The 19,626-nt window shown below is 61.3% G+C and carries 15 protein-coding genes; 10 read left to right on the top strand and 5 right to left on the bottom strand.

Features of this window, described 5'->3' with window-relative positions:
* Positions 1 to 92 precede the first annotated feature (92 nt).
* The 10 genes from exaC (at position 93) to AC1RR7_RS22000 (ending at position 10,267) form a co-directional block, all read left to right on the top strand.
* A complete protein-coding gene (gene exaC / locus AC1RR7_RS22045; RefSeq protein WP_096820773.1) occupies positions 93 to 1,613 on the top strand; it encodes an acetaldehyde dehydrogenase ExaC in 1,521 nt (506 codons plus the stop codon).
* Between the two features lie 204 nt (positions 1,614 to 1,817).
* The gene (eat, locus tag AC1RR7_RS22040; RefSeq protein WP_096820772.1) at positions 1,818 to 3,188 is read left to right on the top strand and encodes an ethanolamine permease; all 1,371 of its coding nucleotides are present in this window, start codon (positions 1,818 to 1,820) and stop codon (positions 3,186 to 3,188) included.
* Between the two features lie 80 nt (positions 3,189 to 3,268).
* Positions 3,269 to 4,663, top strand: coding sequence for an ethanolamine ammonia-lyase subunit EutB (locus tag AC1RR7_RS22035; RefSeq protein ID WP_102620861.1), 1,395 nt, complete (start codon positions 3,269 to 3,271; stop codon positions 4,661 to 4,663).
* Positions 4,660 to 5,493: an ethanolamine ammonia-lyase subunit EutC gene (gene eutC / locus AC1RR7_RS22030; RefSeq protein WP_371858315.1), complete on the top strand. Its 834-nt coding sequence runs from the start codon at positions 4,660 to 4,662 to the stop codon at positions 5,491 to 5,493. The genes AC1RR7_RS22035 and eutC overlap by 4 nt, the downstream gene beginning before the upstream one ends.
* A 115-nt stretch (positions 5,494 to 5,608) precedes the next feature.
* Entirely contained in the window at positions 5,609 to 6,070 is a 462-nt protein-coding gene (locus AC1RR7_RS22025; RefSeq protein ID WP_096820770.1) for a GNAT family N-acetyltransferase, read from the top strand.
* Between the two features lie 238 nt (positions 6,071 to 6,308).
* Positions 6,309 to 6,959, top strand: coding sequence for a DedA family protein (locus tag AC1RR7_RS22020; RefSeq protein ID WP_096820769.1), 651 nt, complete (start codon positions 6,309 to 6,311; stop codon positions 6,957 to 6,959).
* 4 nt (positions 6,960 to 6,963) lie between these two features.
* Complete coding sequence (locus AC1RR7_RS22015) at positions 6,964 to 7,776, top strand: M90 family metallopeptidase (RefSeq protein WP_493158432.1); 813 nt, start codon at positions 6,964 to 6,966, stop codon at positions 7,774 to 7,776.
* A 112-nt stretch (positions 7,777 to 7,888) separates the two neighbouring features.
* Positions 7,889 to 8,416 (top strand): inorganic diphosphatase, encoded by a 528-nt coding sequence (ppa, locus tag AC1RR7_RS22010; protein ID WP_007990564.1) that lies wholly within the window; start codon positions 7,889 to 7,891, stop codon positions 8,414 to 8,416.
* Between the two features lie 221 nt (positions 8,417 to 8,637).
* Positions 8,638 to 9,375, top strand: coding sequence for a S24 family peptidase (locus AC1RR7_RS22005; protein WP_493158431.1), 738 nt, complete (start codon positions 8,638 to 8,640; stop codon positions 9,373 to 9,375).
* A gap of 415 nt (positions 9,376 to 9,790) precedes the next feature.
* Positions 9,791 to 10,267: a hypothetical protein gene (locus AC1RR7_RS22000; protein WP_493158430.1), complete on the top strand. Its 477-nt coding sequence runs from the start codon at positions 9,791 to 9,793 to the stop codon at positions 10,265 to 10,267.
* 1 nt (position 10,268) lies between these two features.
* Here AC1RR7_RS22000 and AC1RR7_RS21995 read toward each other — a convergent pair whose 3' ends face one another.
* Genes AC1RR7_RS21995 through AC1RR7_RS21975 form a run of 5 tightly spaced genes read right to left on the bottom strand, consistent with a single transcriptional unit; the run spans position 10,269 to position 19,615 of the window.
* On the bottom strand, positions 10,269 to 11,081 hold the full coding sequence (locus tag AC1RR7_RS21995) for a YfaP family protein (RefSeq protein ID WP_102620863.1): 813 nt from the start codon (positions 11,079 to 11,081) through the stop codon (positions 10,269 to 10,271).
* A gap of 3 nt (positions 11,082 to 11,084) precedes the next feature.
* Positions 11,085 to 12,704: a DUF2300 domain-containing protein gene (locus AC1RR7_RS21990; RefSeq protein ID WP_493158428.1), complete on the bottom strand. Its 1,620-nt coding sequence runs from the start codon at positions 12,702 to 12,704 to the stop codon at positions 11,085 to 11,087.
* A gap of 1 nt (position 12,705) precedes the next feature.
* Positions 12,706 to 17,271, bottom strand: coding sequence for an alpha-2-macroglobulin family protein (locus AC1RR7_RS21985; RefSeq protein WP_493158427.1), 4,566 nt, complete (start codon positions 17,269 to 17,271; stop codon positions 12,706 to 12,708).
* Positions 17,268 to 17,933, bottom strand: a complete 666-nt coding sequence (locus AC1RR7_RS21980) for a DUF1175 domain-containing protein (RefSeq protein WP_493158425.1) — start codon at positions 17,931 to 17,933, stop codon at positions 17,268 to 17,270. Before AC1RR7_RS21980 ends, AC1RR7_RS21985 begins: the two co-directional genes overlap by 4 nt.
* Positions 17,903 to 19,615, bottom strand: coding sequence for a DUF2138 domain-containing protein (locus AC1RR7_RS21975; RefSeq protein WP_493158423.1), 1,713 nt, complete (start codon positions 19,613 to 19,615; stop codon positions 17,903 to 17,905). The genes AC1RR7_RS21980 and AC1RR7_RS21975 overlap by 31 nt, the downstream gene beginning before the upstream one ends.
* Positions 19,616 to 19,626 lie beyond the last annotated feature (11 nt).

Below are 19,626 nucleotides of genomic sequence, written 5' to 3'. Positions count from 1 at the left end.
CTGCACGGCGGTGGCCCGACCTTTGCTCTACGCTTATAGCAAGCGCTCATGCGCGTTTCTCTAATAAGTACAAAGCCAAGGAGAACATCATCATGCGTTACGCTCACCCCGGTACTGAAGGCGCCAAAGTCTCGTTCAAGAGCAAGTACGGTAACTACATCGGCGGCGAGTTCGTCGCGCCTGTCAAAGGTCAGTACTTCACCAATACCTCGCCAGTGAATGGCCAGCCGATTGCCGAATTCCCGCGTTCCACTGCCGAAGACATCGACAAGGCCCTGGACGCCGCTCACGCCGCTGCCGATGCCTGGGGCTCGACCTCCGCCCAGGCCCGCTCGCTGATCCTGCTGAAAATCGCCGATCGCATCGAACAGAACCTCGAACTGCTGGCGATCACCGAAACCTGGGACAACGGCAAAGCCATCCGCGAAACCCTCAACGCCGACATCCCGCTGGCCGCCGACCACTTCCGCTATTTCGCCGGGTGCCTGCGCGCCCAGGAAGGCAGCGCCGCCGAGATCGACGGCAACACCGTCGCGTATCACATCCATGAACCACTGGGCGTGGTCGGCCAGATCATCCCGTGGAACTTCCCGATCCTGATGGCCGCGTGGAAACTCGCCCCGGCCCTGGCCGCCGGCAACTGCGTGGTGCTCAAGCCTGCCGAGCAAACCCCGCTGGGCATCAGCGTGCTGCTGGAGCTGATCGGCGACCTGCTGCCACCGGGCGTGCTCAACGTGGTGCAAGGGTTCGGCAAAGAAGCTGGCGAAGCCCTGGCCACCAGCAAGCGCATCGCCAAGATCGCCTTCACCGGCTCGACCCCGGTCGGCTCGCACATCATGAAATGCGCCGCCGAGAACATCATTCCGTCCACCGTGGAACTGGGCGGCAAGTCGCCGAACATCTTCTTCGAAGACATCATGAAGGCCGAGCCGAGCTTCATCGAAAAAGCCGCTGAAGGTCTGGTGCTGGCGTTCTTCAACCAGGGCGAAGTCTGCACCTGCCCGTCCCGTGCGCTGGTACAGGAATCGATCTACGACGAATTCATGGCCGTCGTCATGAAGAAAGTCCTGCAAATCAAACGAGGCGATCCGCTGGACACCGACACCATGGTCGGCGCCCAGGCGTCCGAGCAGCAATTCGACAAGATTCTTTCGTACCTGGAAATCGCCAAGGGCGAAGGTGCCGAACTGCTGACCGGCGGCAAGGTGGAAAAACTCGAAGGCAACCTGGCTTCCGGTTATTACATCCAGCCGACCCTGCTCAAGGGCACCAACAAGATGCGTGTGTTCCAGGAAGAAATCTTCGGCCCGGTGGTGAGCATCACCACCTTCAAGGACGAAGCCGAAGCCCTGGCAATCGCCAACGACACCGAGTTCGGCCTGGGCGCCGGCCTCTGGACCCGCGACATCAACCGCGCCTATCGCATGGGCCGCGCCATCAAGGCCGGTCGTGTGTGGACCAACTGCTACCACCTGTACCCGGCGCACGCCGCGTTCGGCGGGTACAAGAAGTCCGGCGTCGGCCGTGAAACCCACAAGATGATGCTCGATCACTACCAACAGACCAAAAACCTGCTGGTGAGCTACGACATCAATCCGCTGGGCTTCTTCTAAAAAACCGAGGGCGGTGCCGAGATTTCGGTACCGCCCTTTTCATCCCGATGACAACTCCCTGGCCTGGCCGCTCTGGCACGGGCCTTGCGTACCCGTCATTCAGGATTTGCGTGAACACTGCCGCTGCGTGAACAGCGCCCACCCACTCAACCGCTGCACCCGAAAGTCCAACAGATCGAACAATAAAAAAGACAGAGAGGACTTATGACTTCCACCACACAGCTCAAACCCACACTCGGCACCCTGCATCTCTGGGGCATTGCCGTCGGCCTGGTGATTTCCGGCGAATACTTCGGCTGGAGTTACGGCTGGGGCACGGCGGGAACCCTGGGTTTCCTGGTCACGGCCCTGATGGTCGCGACCATGTACACCTGCTTCATCTTCAGTTTCACCGAACTGACCACCGCGATTCCCCACGCGGGCGGGCCGTTCGCCTACAGCCGCCGAGCCTTTGGTGAGAAAGGCGGATTGATCGCCGGGATCGCCACGCTGATCGAGTTCGTGTTCGCCCCGCCAGCCATCGCCATGGCCATCGGTGCCTATCTCAATGTGCAATATCCGGAACTTGATCCGAAAGTCGCGGCGGTCGGCGCGTATTTCGTGTTCATGACCCTGAACATCCTCGGCGTCAGCATCGCCGCGACCTTCGAACTGGTGGTCACCGTGCTCGCCGTCGCCGAACTGCTGGTGTTCATGGGCGTCGTTGCACCGGGCTTCAGTTTCAGCAACTTCGTGCTGAACGGCTGGTCGGGCGCCAATGAATTCACGATGGGATCGATTCCCGGCATTTTCGCCGCCATTCCCTTCGCGATCTGGTTCTTTCTCGCCATCGAAGGCGCGGCCATGGCGGCCGAGGAAGCCAAGGACCCGAAACGCACGATTCCCAAGGCTTACGTCAGCGGCATCCTGACCTTGGTGTTCCTGGCCATCGGCGTCATGGTGATGGCGGGCGGCGTTGGCGACTGGCGTCAACTGTCGAACATCAACGACCCGCTGCCACAGGCGATGAAAGCGGTGGTTGGTAACAACTCGACGTGGATGCACATGCTGGTCTGGATCGGCCTGTTCGGGCTGGTGGCGAGTTTCCACGGGATCATCCTCGGTTACTCGCGGCAGTTCTTCGCCCTCGCCCGGGCCGGTTATCTGCCGAAAAGCCTGGCCAAACTCTCGCGTTTCCAGACGCCGCACCGGGCGATTCTGGCCGGCGGCGTGATCGGCATCGCGGCAATCTACAGCGACGGACTGGTCAATCTGCAAGGCATGACCCTGACGGCAGCGATGATCACCATGTCGGTGTTCGGCGCCATCGTGATGTACATCATCAGCATGCTCAGCCTGTTCAAACTGCGCAAAACCGAGCCGAACCTGGAACGCACCTTCCGCGCGCCGGGTTATCCGGTGGTGCCGGCCATTGCGCTGTTTCTGGCGGTGGTGTGCCTGGTGGCGATGGCCTGGTTCAACACGCTGATCGGTTGTGTGTTCCTCGGGTTCATGGCCGCCGGTTACCTGTACTTCCAGCTGACCGCCAAGCAACGCTCCGAAGCACCGGCAGACGCTATGCTCGAAGGTATCTAAACGCTAACTGAGCTGCACCGGCATCGGGCCTCGGGCTCGGTGCCCGCACTAAAAGCATTCATTCAGGAGGAACGCGCCCCATGGCCGCATTTGCCCATACCGTCGGCGCCCAGACCTATCGCTTCGACAGCCTGAAAGACGTGATGGCCAAGGCCAGCCCGGCGCGCTCCGGGGATTTTCTGGCCGGCGTCGCCGCGCTCAACGATGGCGAGCGGGTGGCCGCGCAAATGACGCTGGCCGACATCCCGCTGACACATTTCCTGCAGGAAGCGCTGATTCCCTACGAATCCGATGAAGTCACCCGACTGATCATCGACAGCCATGACAAGCAGGCCTTTGCGGTCGTCAGCCATCTCACCGTTGGCGGCTTTCGCGACTGGCTTCTGAGCGAAGCGGCCGACGAGTCCAGCCTGCGGGCCCTCGCCCCTGGCCTGACGCCGGAAATGGTCGCGGCAGTGTCGAAGATCATGCGCGTGCAGGATCTGGTGCTGGTGGCGCAGAAGATCCGCGTCGTCACGAAATTTCGCGGCACCCTCGGCCTGCGTGGACGGTTATCCACAAGGCTGCAACCCAATCACCCGACCGACGAACCGTCCGGCATCGCCGCGAGCATTCTCGACGGCCTGCTGTACGGCAATGGCGATGCGATGATCGGCATCAACCCGGCCACCGACAGCATCGCCTCGATCTGCGCAATGCTGGAAATGCTCGACGCGATCATCCAGCGCTACGACATTCCGACCCAGGCCTGCGTACTGACCCACGTCACCACCTCTATAGAGGCGATCAACCGTGGGGTGCCGCTGGATCTGGTGTTCCAGTCGATTGCCGGCACCGAGGCGGCCAACGCCAGTTTCGGCATCAACCTGAATATCTTGCAGGAAGGCTATGACGCCGGGCTGAGCCTCAATCGCGGCACGCTGGGGCAAAACCTAATGTATTTCGAGACTGGTCAGGGCAGCGCGCTGTCGGCCAATGCCCACCACGGCGTCGATCAACAGACCTGCGAGACCCGGGCCTACGCTGTGGCGCGACATTTCAAACCGTTTCTGGTGAACACCGTCGTAGGATTCATCGGCCCGGAATACCTCTACAACGGCAAGCAGATCATCCGCGCCGGCCTCGAAGACCACTTCTGCGGCAAGCTGCTCGGCGTGCCGATGGGCTGCGACATCTGCTACACCAACCACGCCGAAGCCGACCAGGACGACATGGACACCCTGCTGACCCTGCTGGGCGTGGCGGGGATCAATTTCATCATGGGCATCCCCGGCTCCGACGACATCATGCTCAACTACCAGACCACTTCGTTCCACGACGCCCTCTACGCGCGTCAGACCCTGGGCCTGAAACCGGCGCCGGAGTTCGAGCAGTGGCTGGCGAACATGGGCATCTTCACCCAGGCGGACGGCAAGGTCCGCTTCGGCAACAACCTGCCGCCGGCCTTCCGCCAGGCGTTGGCGCAACTGGGATGAGTCAGATGGAAAAACCGCCCGTTGATCCACAAAACCCCTGGCTTGAGCTGCGCCGCCTGACCCCGGCGCGGATCGCTCTCGGCCGCACCGGCACCAGCCTGCCGACCCGCGCGCAGCTGGATTTCCAGTTCGCCCACGCTCAGGCCCGTGATGCGGTGCATTTACCCTTCGACCATGCAGGGCTCAGTGCCCAACTGACGGAGCGTCAGCGTGACAGCCTGCTGCTGCACAGCGCGGCTGCGGATCGCAACAGCTACCTGCAACGCCCGGACCTGGGGCGCAAATTGAGCGATCAATCGGCGCAAGCCCTGCGTGAATACGCCCTGGCGCATCCGGGCGGCGTGGACCTGGTGATCGTCGTGGCCGACGGCCTCTCGGCACTGGCGGTGCATCGGCACACCCTGCCCTTTCTCACCCGTCTGGAAGAACAGATGACCGCCGACGAATGGTCGACCGCGCCGGTAGTGCTGGTAGAGCAAGGCCGAGTGGCGGTTGGCGATGAAATCGGCCAATTGCTGGGCGCAAAAATGGTCGTGATGCTGATCGGAGAGCGCCCCGGCCTCAGTTCGCCGGACAGCCTCGGTTTATATTTCACCTACAATCCAAAGGTCGGCCTCACGGATGCCTACCGCAATTGCATCTCCAATGTGCGGCTGGAGGGCCTCAGCTACGGCATGGCGGCCCATCGCTTGCTGTATCTGATGCGTGAAGCCTGTCGGCGACAACTGTCGGGCGTCAATCTGAAGGACGAAGCGCAGGTTCAGACGCTGGAATCGGAAGCCGGTGCAGATATGAAGAGTAATTTCCTACTCGATCCGCCCCCAGCCTGAACCGTTTCCGCATTGCGTTTCTGCGCCGGTTTAAGGCAGGATCGATGCACGGCCGCACGGGTTTCCCATCGCCGTCAGAGCAGTTGAAGACAGCCACTTGAAGACGAGACCTATCATGCGGATTATTCAAGCGACCCTCGAACACCTGGACCTGCTGGCCCCGCTGTTCGTCAAATATCGCGAGTTCTACGGTTCCCTGCCCTATCCGGACTCGTCCCGGGCATTCCTTGAAAAACGCCTGCGGCGCAAGGAATCGGTGATTTACCTGGCCCTGGCCGATGACGACGACAAAAAGCTCATGGGTTTCTGTCAGCTCTACCCGAGCTTTTCCTCGCTGTCGCTCAAGCGTGTATGGATCCTCAACGACATCTACGTCGCCGAAGACGCCCGCCGCCAGCTGGTCGCCGACAATCTGATCCGCACCGCGAAGAGAATGGCCAAGGAAACCCAGGCCGTGCGTATGCGCGTATCCACCAGCAGCAACAACGAAGTGGCGCAGAAAACCTACGAATCCATCGGATTCAAGGAAGACACCGAGTTCAAGAACTACGTGCTGCCGATCAGCGACGAACTCTGATTTTTTCTAACAATGCGCAAGCCGGCCATCGTGGCGAAGGAGCAAACCTCCTCGCCACCAAGGCTGGCGCCTCGTTCCCCCCTCGAAACGCCCCGCTACAAAACCAACGCGCTTTTCACCTATCAGCTCGTATAATCCTGAGCTTTCCGGCTTGTAAGAAAAACTACACCCGCTTGTAGGCTTACACCGAATCATCCGCACAGGCCTGCCGAGTCGGGCCGTCACCACAGGTGCCCACATGGATTTCAACCCGATCGACCTCATCCTGCATCTCGACGTCTATCTCGACATGCTGGTGAACAACTATGGGACCTGGATCTACGCCATCCTGTTTCTGGTGATTTTTTGCGAGACCGGCCTGGTGGTCATGCCATTCCTGCCGGGTGATTCGCTGCTGTTCATCGCCGGCGCCGTTGCCGCAGGTGGCGGCATGGACCCGGTGCTGCTGGGCGGCCTGCTGATGCTGGCGGCGATCTTGGGTGACAGTACCAACTACGTGATCGGACGAACGGCCGGCGAAAAACTGTTCAGCAATCCGAACTCGAAGATCTTCCGCCGTGACTATCTGCAACAGACCCACGATTTCTACGACAAGCACGGCGGCAAGACCGTGACTCTGGCGCGCTTCCTGCCGATCATCCGCACCTTTGCGCCGTTCGTCGCCGGTGTCGCGAAAATGCCTTATGCGCGTTTCTTCGGTTTCAGCGTGTTCGGCACCGTTCTGTGGGTCGGTGGTCTGGTGACGCTGGGCTACTTCTTCGGCAACGTGCCGTTCATCAAGAAAAACCTGTCGCTGCTGGTCGTCGGCATCATCCTGCTGTCGCTGGTACCGATGATCATTGGCGTGGTTCGCAGTCGTTTCGGCGGCGCCAAAGCCCAATCGAACTAAGTCGATGTGGTCGCTGAGCGCCTGGCGACGCCGGCGCATCCTGGCAAAGCACCCGATTGCCGATGATATGTGGCAGCGGGTGCGCCACCACCTGACCTTTCTCGACGGCATCAGCGCCGAGGAGGATCAGTGGCTGCGCGAAACCAGCGTCCTGTTCCTTGAAGACAAACACCTGACCGCCCTGCCCGGCGTCGAGTTGCATCAGGAACAACGCCTGCTGCTCGCGGCCCAGGCGCAATTGCCGCTTTTACACCTCGACGATCTGAACTGGTATCAGGGTTTTCACGAAATCGTTCTCTATCCCGACGACTTCCTCAGCCCCCAGCGCCATCGCGATGCCAGTGGTGTGGAGCACGAATGGGACGGCGAACACAGCGGTGAAGCCTGGCAGCAAGGGCCGATCATCCTCGCCTGGCCCGGGGTGATGGCCAGTGGTGGCTGGGAAGGCTACAACCTGGTGATCCACGAACTGGCGCACAAACTCGACATGCTCAATGGCGACGCCAACGGCCTGCCGCCGCTGCATGCCGACATGAGGGTCAGCGACTGGGCCCAGGTGATGCAAGCGGCCTACGACGATCTCAACCGCCAGCTCGACCGCCATCCCGACGCCGAAACCGCCATCGACCCGTATGCCGCCGAGAACCCGGCCGAGTTCTTCGCCGTCACCAGCGAGTACTTTTTCAGCGCCCCGGATCTGCTGCACGAGGCTTATCCACAGGTGTATGCGCAGTTGCAGCTTTTCTACCGACAGGATCCGCTGGCACGACTGAAGCAACTTCAGGCCACGGACCCGGTCTATCAGGCACACGAGTAAGGCCTGGACGACCTTCGGTGCATGGCATCGCGGGTGGAATATGCCTATAATCGCCGCCACTTTTTGGTCAATCCGGCCAAGTGTTTTGGTCTACTAACGGGGGCAACGCCCAATGAGCTACAGCAAGATTCCGGCTGGCAAAGACCTGCCGAACGACATCTACGTCGCGATCGAGATCCCGGCCAACCACGCGCCGATCAAATACGAAATCGACAAAGACAGCGATTGCCTGTTCGTTGACCGTTTCATGGCCACCCCGATGTTCTACCCGGCCAACTACGGTTACATCCCGAACACCCTGGCTGACGACGGTGATCCCCTGGACGTGCTGGTCGTAACCCCTTACCCGGTTGCTCCAGGTTCGGTGATCCGCGCTCGTCCAGTCGGCATCCTGAACATGACCGACGACGGCGGCGGCGATGCCAAAGTCATCGCAGTCCCACACGACAAGCTGTCCCAGCTGTACGTGGACGTGAAGGAATACACCGACCTGCCAGCCCTGCTGATCCAGCAGATCGAGCACTTCTTCGCGAACTACAAAGATCTCGAAAAAGGCAAATGGGTGAAAATCGAAGGCTGGGCCGGTGCAGACGCCGCTCGCGAAGCGATCACCAAGTCGGTTGCTGCCTACAAAGGCTAAGCCTCGCGACCTGCGACACGCTTGAAGAAAACCCCGGTTGATCCGGGGTTTTTTGTGCCTGACTGGCAGGGGCTTAAACAGCTTGTTTATGGCTGCCTACAGAAAAGTTTTAGTGTGTGTAATTTCCCACAAGTACGTCTTACATCCCGTCGCAAAATTTGCCGCGATTTTGAACGCCAGGTTTATTCAAACCGCTCTAGGCCGGCCGTAGACTCGTGTTTATGAGAAAGAACACTAGCGGTCCAAGATTCAAGGCGCTCCTGGAAGCTGCGAATATCACCACCACGGGATTCGCAAAGTTCTGGGGCACGGAAGCCCAAAACGTTCATAACTGGTACACCCGGGGCGTACCCGCGTACCGCATGGAAGAAGTCGCGCGCCTGCTGTCCGTCAACAGCCAATGGCTGAAAACCGGTGAAGGCCCGAAAGAAGCGCCGCACCTGTACACCACCGGCGACACACTGGATGCCCAGGCGATTCAGGGCGTCTATACGGTGCTCGAATCCACCGACATCGAACTGCCGCTCTACAAGGAAGCCCCGACTGCCCCTGGCTCCGACAAGACCCATGTCATCAAGGACCCGGAGCAAACCATCCGCCTGCCCCGCAGCCACCTCGAAACCCTGGAAATCCGCCACACCGACGCCATCTGCACGCACATGATCGGCAACAGCATGGCCGAGAAGATCGAAGACGGCTCCACCCTCGCCATCGACCGCGGCCTCACCCAGGTGGTGGACGGCGAAATCTACGCCATCGAACACGACGGCATGCTGCGCATCAAATACCTGCACCGCATGCCCGGCAATGCCCTGCGCCTGCGCAGCCACAACAGCGCCGAATACCCGGACGAGATCTTCCGGGCAGCGCAGATCGAGGAGCAGAGGATTCATGTATTGGGGTGGGTGTTCTGGTGGTCGACGCTGGGCAAACGGCGGCCGGTGGTGCCGTTTCTCTGAGGTTACTGCTGTTGTGGGAACTCGCCGGCTGGCGATGAGGCCCGGAAAATCAGTACAAATCCCGAATTTGTTCTGCTGCGGTCGCTCTAAACCGCACTTCAGGCTGGGAATCCCCGGCAAAACTCAGTATCCTGCGCCCCACATTCGCGCATCGACCGCCCTGCGGCACAGATGACGCCTGACGCGGCAGACCACTGTCTGACCAAGTCCCACAGCCGGACGCAAGATCCGGGTGTACGTTTTGAAGGCTGGCGCGGTTTACCAAAAATAAACCAAGCCAGTCCCCGAGAAGCCGGCCACAAGCCGGCTTTTTAATGCCTGTTGGAAAAGTGATTTTCGAGAGGCGTTCAGCCAATTGCTGATCAACACCAAATTGTGCAGCAGGTACTTGCACAATTGTTCAGCGAAAAGGCTCTTGGCAACTTCGATGCTTAATCCACTACAAGGACGTTCAAGATTGCTCCCATCTGCCCTGAATTCACGCCTGAAATCCGTCGGACTGGTTTCGACCATATGCCTCTGCCTGACAGCTTGCGTGGGAGTAGGCGTTTCCCTCCCTGAAAAAACCACACTAAAAACCGACGCCTACAGAGCACAAAGCTACCGCTCGATTCCCCCACAGATCACCAGAACAGTAAAATCGACACCCGCCCGAGAATGGTGCGGAATTACTGTCTGGGCGCTGGTAGTTCCGGTGCCGTTGAAGCTGCCGGTGTGCACGTCGTACTTCGAACAGTCCTTCGGCAAAGACGAGTTCGGAAACGAAGCCGTTCTGCTCAACACCCAGCAAAAAGTGCTATCTCCGCTATACGCTTGTGGCCCATTCATGGTGCTGGGGCCAATCGTTCACGGATATGAAGGCAATGCACTGTGCGGCGTTTTTCCCGATTGACTCACGGATAACTAAACGACTTCACCAACGTCAACTCCCCCACCGCCCGCATCGGTACCAAAAACGTCTCCATCTTCTCGCTCGGCGTCCCTTCCTCGGTAATCACCGTCACCTGCGCCGTGGTCAGCGGCTGCACCGCCTCTTCCCCGCCCTCGTCATCCCCGCGATAGCCACCGCCGAAGTAGTTCACATACACCAGATACTGCCCCTTGATCGGCGCCGGCATGGCGAAGATTTCCGGGCCGTAACCGGTGGTCACGTCAACGTCCAATGCAGCGCCGTTGGGGGCGACGCGGTTGCCGTACCAGATGTGCGCGCCGTCCGGTGTGACCAGGTGCAAGTCGAGGTCGGTGCCGTCGCTGTCCCAGGACAGCAGCACGCGCAGTTTGGCCGGGGTGGCGCCGCCGCTGACGTTGAGGAATTGCGTGCGGTGGCGTTGCTGGCCGTCGGGGCTGCGGACTTCGACGCTGTTGCTGCCGTTGGGGAATGAGAATGGGCGGTCGAAGCGGCCGCTGTCGTCGATTTTCAGCGGCATGCTGACGCCATTGACGATCAGCCGGCCGGGCTCTTTGTTTTTCGGTGTGGCTTTGATTTCGCCGCTGATGCGTGCGGTGTTGGCCTGGCCGACCGGGGTGTTCACCGAGGAGGCCGGGTAGTTGACGGTCTGGCGGAAGTTTTCGCCGTCGCCCTCGGGCGCGCCGCTGCGCCAGCCGCCGATCGGGGTGTCGAGTTTGACGCTGTCGGCGGCCATCGCCATCGGCAATGCATTGAGCGCGCAGAGCAACAGCAAGACCTGTGGATAACGGAGTGTCATGGTCTATTCCAGCAAAAGGTGACGGGCGAGCCCTTCGATATAGGTTTCATCCTGGCCGTTGGGGTGTGCTTCAAAGGCCAGGTGCAGGTATTCGTGAGTCAGGTCGAGGCGATCCTGCAAAGACAGCACGCCGCGCACGTAGATGCGCTGGCGTTCGCGGTCGACGAAGGGTCGTCCGAAGGCGAGTTTGCAGACGGCGAAAGTGCTGACTTCGTTGTAGCCGGTTTCGCTTTCCAGCTTCGGACGCCAGCCACGCCGCTGTTTTTGTAGCCAGTCCTGCGCGGCGGGCAACGCTTCGCAGGACGCCACCGGGTTGTCCCAACGGCTAAGGCTGGCCCGGGGATAGGCGTGCAGCAGAATCGCGTCGTAACGCTGGCCGGCATTCGCCTGCTCGACGGCTTGTTGCCAGGCGAGTTTGTCGGGGCCGGGTTGATCGGAGTGATAGGTGACGGTGCTGCCGGCCAACACCAGATCCGCCGTCCACGCCGCAATGCTGCGCGACTCGGCGGAGGCCGGACGCGGTGCAACACGCTGGCGAGTGCTGCTGTCATCGATGCTCAGGCATTCGCCGTTGCGCGTGGCGTTTTGCAGCAGATACGTGCGGATTGCCACGGCCAATGCTTTGGCGGCTTCGGCGGGTTCGGGTTTGGCTTCACGCTCCAGCACACGGGCGACGTACTCTTCACGATCGAGCCGAGCAACAAGCTTGTCGTTGAGCAGAAACAGTTCGCCGTCGCTGTGGATATCCAGCGCATTGCCATTGGCGAATTCGACGCGAAAATCACCCTGCAATGGGCCTGAGCCCGCAACGCGCTCACCCGACAGAACCCGCGAAACCGGATAACGCGAGAACAGTCCGACCTCGACACAACGCCCCGCCTCCGCCGGCCAGGAAGAAGGCAACACCGTCGCCAACGCCGAACCGTAATGCCGCAGAACCATCTGACTGGTACCCCGGCCACCCGCCCAGATCGGCGAACCATCCGCCGTCCAGCCAGCGAATCCGCCCTGGCGTGATTGAGGGTCCTGATCGCCGAGCCAGCTCCAGGTTTTCACCCGCAAGCGGCCGCCCAGTTCACCGACGACATTGCCGTCCGCCGCGTTCAGCACCACGTCGAGCAGCACACGACGCATCTGATCCTGAGCCGGCAGCAAAGCCAAAACTTTCAGCAAGTCAGCGACGGAAACCCGAGTAGCCGGTTGCACCGATGGCAGGTCCAGCAACCACGACGGCGCCTGTCGCGCCTGCCAATAGGTTTTCCAATCGCCAGCGGTTATGCCCAGCCGCGCCGGCTCGAAATACAGTCCGCAGGATTTCACCAGCGCCTGATCACGTTCGATCTTGCCGCCCGCGGTGCAGCAATAGACTTCTTCCTTCGACTGCCCGCGGCATTCATACGCCGGCTCTTGCGCGCCGGTATCCACCAGCCACGCGTAAACGAACACCTTCCACAGACTGCCCAGCGGCGTATCCAGAGACGAAGGCAGCGGCTCGCGAGCGGTCAATTGCGTGGTGTTCAGCGACAACAACTCGCCCTTGTAGGCCACGCGCAACGGTTCATCCTGCGCTGTCGCCAGCGCAGGAATCACACACATCAGCAGCCACAGCAGCGGCCGGCTCATGTCAGTTGACCGTGACCTGACCGAGGGCCGCTTTCGCTTCCTGGGCCTGATGCTGCGGCGCGTAGACCTGAGTGAAGCGCACCGGCGGCAGATTGAACTGGCCTTTCTGCGAGAACCGCACCAGATGCCGCAGACGCAATTCACCGCTCAGCGCATCCACCGGCACCGCGTAGGCCAATTGACCCGGTTCGAAACGTGCTTTTTCCAGCGCGGTCGGCTCGGTACCGTCCTTGCCCTGCAACTTGATGCCCCACGTGGTGCGCTCGACATCCGCGCCCGGCGGCAGCGGCACTTCGAGCATGCCGTAGCGCAGCGGTTTCGGTGCCTTGCTGGTGAGGATCACTTCGTCCAGATACAGGCTGTCGCTGGACAGTGGTTTAGTACCGACCGGCTCCAGTTTGAAGGTAAAGGCTTCGTCACCCGGCACCAGACGCGACAGGCGACGAGTGATGGTCACGGCCATCGGATCGACCGCCGGTTGTTGAGTCTGGAAGCTCAACGCTGCACGCAACGGACGCTCCTGGGTGCCCGACACCGTCAACACGCTCGGCACCGGCGCAGCACCTTGCCACGTCCAGAACATCTCGCCGGTCGCGCCGTAGTTTTTCTTCCAGCCTTCACCCGGTGCCAGCGCGATGGTCGGCGACGCCTGAGCGATGCTGCGTTGCAGCCAGGTCAGCGCCAGCGCGCGTTCGAGGGTCGATTGCTGCGGCAACAGGCGTTGCAGCAGCGCGTTCGCACGATCCTGATCGAACGGTTGCAGCGACAGGTTCAGCGCTTCGACAAACGGTTGAGAGCTGACGGCCAACCGCTGCTGCGCAGCGCCCAGTTGACGATTGAACGCATCCGGCAAAGCGACTTTCGACTGGGTGGCCAGCGATGCGGTCAGGACCCGCGCCGCCGCCAGACCGAGCGCCGAATCCGGATCGCTCATCACCAGACTGTCCTCACCGTCGTCCATCAGGTTCGCGGCATTGCCCTCACCGGCCTTCGCCAGATCGTCCATCAAACCGCTGAGCAGCGTGTTGACCGGCAGATGCATCTGCTTGGCGAACGACAGGATCAGCGCCCGTTGCAGCAACGGCGTGTTCGGCGCCTGCTTGGCGTAAACCTCCAGCACCCGCTGCCAGTGCTCCGGCGGCAGGGTCAGATCCAGCACTTGGCTGGCGTTCCAGTCGGCGTAGTAGGCGTAAGCGGTGAGGAACGCATCCGGTTCACCGTCGAAGCCCCACCAGGTGAAGCTCGCCGACGGCCCGGCCATTTGCACCAGGCGCAGACGGCTGTTCTGCATGATCAGACGCAAGCGGTCGCGGATCTGCGGGCTCGACGCCAGCGACGGATAAGCGATGCTCAGCGGCAGCAAGCGGCTGGCGGTCTGCTCGACGCCGCCGTACGGATAGCTCAACAGATCGTCGAGGGCGGAACGGAACAGCGCTTGCGGACTGTCATCCAGACGCAGGCGAATGTCGGTGGCGTCCGCCGGCAGAGTCAACGGCGTGTCGCCGCTGGCCACGTCGAGGCTCTGAGTCTGCGTCACTTGCCAGCCTTCTCCGGTCGCGGTCAGGCGCACAGCGAGGGCGTCGGCGGTTTTGCCGTCCTGCACCAGCTCGGCTGTCCACTCGCCGGTAGCCAATGCAAACGCCGGTAGCGGCAGGTAGTTAATGCCGTTGTTGAGGGTCACCGGCAGGCGCTGTTCGGCGCCGGCGTAGTGCGTCACCAGCTCAGCCTTGACCGGTTTCTCGGCCTGACTGAAGGCGAACACGCCGAGTTGCGGCTGATCGCCCTTGCGGAACTTGCTCGGCCCGCTCCACTTCAGGTACAGCGGTTTTTCCGAGCGGACGAACTGCTTCTTCTGCCCGACCTGACCGTCATCGGCAATCGCCCGCGCAGTGATGCGCCAGCGAGTCAGCGAGTCCGGCATCTTGAAGGTGAAGCGGGTCTTGCCGTCGGCATCGGTCAGCAATTCTGGCTGCCACGCAGCGGTATCAACGTCTTCGCGACGCGGCCGTTCCAGCACTTTCACCCCGCGTTCGCTGCGGTTAGCCTTGCCCGGTGCGCCGGGGCTACCCGGCAATGCCACGTCGTAACTGATGAACGACAGGCTGGCGCTGGTGCGCACGTTGTTGCGGCGCGGGTGATAGAAGAACTGGTCGATGGTCGGCGCGACTTCCGGTTGCAGCGCGTAGACCATTTCATCCACAACGCTGACCGTCAGGTGCGCCGGCACTGCCTTGCCGGCGAACTGCGTGGTCAGGTCGACCGTCACGGTATCGCCCGGCTGATAGGTCTCTTTGTCAGTCTTGATTGCCACGTCGATCTGCGGCGCGACGACCTTGATCCCGGCGTTCTGGAAGCTGTACTGACCGCCCTTGGTGTAGAGCACGGAGAACGTCAGGTTCGGCGCAAAGTTGTCCTTCACCGGGATGCGTGCGCGGTATTGGGTGTCGCTGAGTTTTTCCAGTTTCAGCCAGTCGCCGCCCTTGGCCAGCAGCGCGGTGGCTTCGACCTTGTCGCGCTCCAGCGACAACAGGGCATCACTCACCGGCTCCGGGAAAGTGATCAGCGCCAGCGCTTCGTCGCCGGCCTTGTACTCAGTTTTGTCGAGGACGATTTCCACGGTGCCCGGCACCGCCTTGACGCCGTCGCCGGTGACCGAATGGCCGGTCGCACCAAGCACTCGACCGTGCTGATCTTTCAGCGACAGGTTGTAGGTGCCCGGGCGATCGAACGCCACGCTGAAACCTTTGTCTTTCGCCGCCAGTTTGCCTTCGCCGGTGGTCTGGTCTTCCAAACGCACCCAGCTGTAGCTGCTCGGCACAACGGCCTGAGCCTGTTCGCTGCCACCTTCGTTGGCGTAGCTGAACGCGACCTTGTCACCCACCGCGCTGAAACGCTGCGGCGCAGTCAGGCGGAAGCTGGCGGCGCCCCGGTCGATGAGGATTTCCTTGGTGGTCTTGACCCGATACGCCGCACCATCGCTGGCGAACACGGTGAGCATGTAGCGGCTCGGTTTGTCAGCGGCTGGCAGGTCGAGGGTCGCGTTGCCTTTGCTGTCGGTGGTCAGTTCGGTGCTGGTCAGCTCCACCGGGAATTGCCCGAGGTATTGCAGCTCGTTGTCGACCATCGACAGTTGCTGGGCGCGCAGGCTCAGGGTCAATTTGGCATTGGCCACTGGTTTACCGTCCGGGTACAGCAGCACCAGGCTGCCCTTCACCGGTTCGCCGGTGCGGTAATCCTGCTTGGCCAGATTCAGCGAGATTTCGAAGTGCGGCTTGATGTACTCCGCCACACGGAACGCGCTGCTGTAGGCCTGATCCTTGTAGTTGAAACGCAGCTCGTAACCACCGGCCACCGCGTTGTCCGGCAACTGGAAACGGCCCTGGGTTCCGGCCTTCGAATCGAGTTTCAGGTCGAGCCGCTGCAACTCGGTGCCGGTCGCATCGAGCACGCTGACATTGACGTCCGCCGCACCCGGCAATACCGAGTCCCGCGCGTTCTTGAATTCGCGGCCGACGATTTTCAGCGACACCCAATCGCCCGGGCGATACAGCGGCCGGTCGGTGAAGGCGTAGAGTTTGGTGTCGTAGATTTCGCTGTCGTAATAGAAGTTTTCCGAGACGAATACGCCGCCCTCTTCGTCCTCGCCGATCACGAACGAACGCTCCGGGCTGACGTGTTTCAGGCGCAGCAAACCATCGGTGTCGGTGGCGCCGCTGCTCATCACGCCGAGGCCGTCGGTCCACAGCACATTGACCTTCGGCACCGAACTGCCTTCGTGTTTGCGCGCGGCCCACACCAGCAACTCATCACCGGCAATCTTGCTCACCGCCACGGTGTTGGAAACGAACACCATGGTGGTCGCGCGGTACTTGCCGATCAGCGCTTCAACCAGGTACAGGCCCGGTTTCAGGTTGCCTAGCGGGATGTAGACGTTGCCCGGCGCAACGCTGACGAACTCGCTGGAAGAACCGGCCAGATTCACGCCTTCCGGCGGCTGGATCGGCTTGGCCTGCCACAGCGGATAACGGAACTGGCTGACCACCGGCAGACCCGGAATCAAGGCGAACTGCGGTTGCGCGTCGTAAGGCGTCGGCGCAGCGATGGCGCTGCCCATCTTCAGCTCCGGCACCTCTTCGGTGACTTGCTGACGCGATTCGTAGGAGAACGCGCGCTGCATCACCCGACGGGATTTGCGGTACCAGTTGTCCCACAGGTACGCGAGGGTGTTCGACAGGCCTTCGCCCTTGAACTGGCCGTCGCTGACCACGCGGTGCAGGTTCTTCTGGCGCTTGAGGAAGTCCAGCGGCTTGTCGATCTTGTACACGCGAATGTCGGCGCCGCCGTACGGTTCCATGCGGAAACGACGGTAGTCACGGCCCGGCGCTTCGAGGCGCACAACCGCCTGTTCGTCGCTGGCGAAACTGCTGTCGGCCAGCAGGAAGAAGCTTTCACCGGACACCGGCGTGTAGCCGCTCGGCTCGACAGTGTCTTCGGCATTCACGGCCGAAAATGGCAGGGCTAACAGCAACAGAAAAGGCAGTAAACGCAGCATGCGGGCACCGGTCATTGGGAGAGAAAGTTCAGTCGATAGACGCCGATGAAGTTGGGGTTGGCTGCGTCGGGTATCCATCGGGTGTCCTTCCATGTCATGAGTTGCTGCAGGCTTGCCGAACGCATGCCGTTGTCAGTGGGGGTGGTCGTGCCGGTGTGATAGGCGATGTAACGGCCCATCCAGATCATCAGGTGCTGGTCGTCGCCCTGATCGAAAAACATCAGATCGCCGGGCCGTGCCTGAGACACGTCGCGGCCGATCAGATGGCTGTTGAACTGAATCAGTTTGATCGCATTGACGTAGGGCCCGACCTTGCCGCCGCCCTGTTGCCATTGCTGGGCAAACTTGCGTTGCTCGTCGCTCAACGCCAGCTCCGGCGGCAGGTAGCGGTTGGACACGCCATTGCTGCGCAGCCATTTGTCGTCATGGACTTTCAGCGCTTCGTTGGCGGCAAACCGCACCAGTCCGGCGCAGTCCTGCTGATACCAGCGCGGGCTCGGGCCTTTGCTCAACTGCTCCTGAGCGATGCGCACGAACCAGGCACGAAAGACCTGGGACTGCGCAGGATCGAGCGCCGGCGCTTCGACCGCTCGGACACCCGCGCTCAGTAACAGCGCGAGCAAGCCGAGGCTGCGGATCAGTGCCGTCACAGCGCTTTCCACTCCAGCGGCAGCCATTGCCAGTGACCGTCGGGCTCACTGCCTTCCGGCAACGTCAGGGCGTATTTGCCGTAACCGCCGAGGGTGCGCAGTTTCGGGATCAGGTAGGTTTGCGCGGCGTTGTAGAACACCGGCTCCATGTCCTGCGGCAGGCTGTCGAGGGTTTCCTGCTGCATCAGTTGCGCCATCGAGTCCGGACCAAAGTAGATCGGCATCAGCACGTCTTTGGGCAGCACATCGGCCATCGGCGGGAAGCGTTTGTCGAGGGTGCCGAGGGCCTTGTCGACCAGTTTGTCGTCGAGGGAAAACAGCAGCGTCGAACCGTGGCGCGCCAGGCTGACTTTCATGAAAGCCTTGCCGGTGATCGCGTCCGGGCTCTCGGCATCCTTGGCCGCGTAAGGGCCGAAGTTGGAGCTGACCTGGCGCTGCCAGAGGTGGCTCTGGCCTTCCTGTTTTTCCACCACCGGGAACGCGTGCTCATCGACATTGCCTTCATAGGCGCCGACCATCGAATCGAACAACGTGCCGATATCGCCGTCGAGTTTGCCGCTATCCTCGTCCTTCAGACTGGCCACCAGCAACGGCGTGTACAGCCGCGAATCCGCGTACCAACACAGGCCCGCCGCGCCGGCCACGTGTTCGGTAAGTGTCTGCGCTACTGCTTCTTCGGCGCCGAGCTTCACCAGCAGCGGTTTCTGCGGTTCGGCAGCTACCGGCAAGGTCACGCAGGCACTGGCACCCAGCGGCATGGCTTGCCAGACCGGTTTGAAATCGAAGTCCGGCTGGTTCTCCAGTTCATCCATGGCGAGGAAGCTGTGCCAGCCCTTGTCGTCCATGTCGAAACGCAGGCCGGCGAAGTTCGGGATGAAGCGCTGGTAGCCCATGGCGAGGACGCTGGAATTGACCGACAGACGCTGCTTGGTTTCAGGTGTTTTAGCTGGCAGCCCGAACGCTTCGGGGAACAGTTTTTCGCCATTGAGCAGCGCCGCCAGCGCTTGTGGCGAAACATGGCCAGACTCTTCGGAGGCGCCACTTTCAGGGTCGTAGAATTTGGTCGGATTGGACAGCACCACCAGTTTGTCGCCACGGGAAGCGAACAACAGGGATTTGCTGGCGTTGTAGGTCAGTTGATACAGCGGCACCTCGTCACTGCCGACTTTCAGGGTACTCAACACGCTCAGTTGCGAATCATCCAGCGCGACTTTCGCCAGCGGCTCCAGCAGCTTGGCCAGTCCGCCGCGATCCATCACCAACAGGAAATCCTTCAGACGACCATCGGCGCCACGCCACAACGCCACGTCTGCCGGTTGATCGAAGAGTTGCTCAATGAGGCTGTCCTGCAGCTTCAGGTCATGCTCGTAAATGATCCGCCGCAGACTGCCTATCAGTCCGAGGCGATCAGCATGGGTCTCGTAATAGAAGACAAAATCCTCGGTGAGCGTGGCCTTGAGGAACGGCACCGTCAGCAAGTCCTTGGGCAACTGGCTCAGGGAGCGGGTTTCCAGCAGCGCGTCCGGGCGGCTGAGGCCGAGCTTGTCGCTGGCCAGTGCCGCCGCAGGCAGCTTGGGTTTGTGCATCAGCCAGCCGAGCCCGCCCGCCACGCCGGCCACCAGGCACAGCCCGACCACCAGCAACGGCCAGCGCCGGGAAGGTTTGCCGGCAGGCGTTACGGCGGCCGGTGTAGCAGTGTTATCGCTCATCTTTCCAGAAC

The organism is Pseudomonas sp. GW821-FHT11G12, assembly GCF_058808055.1.
This window is presented reverse-complemented; position numbering and strand designations above follow the sequence as displayed.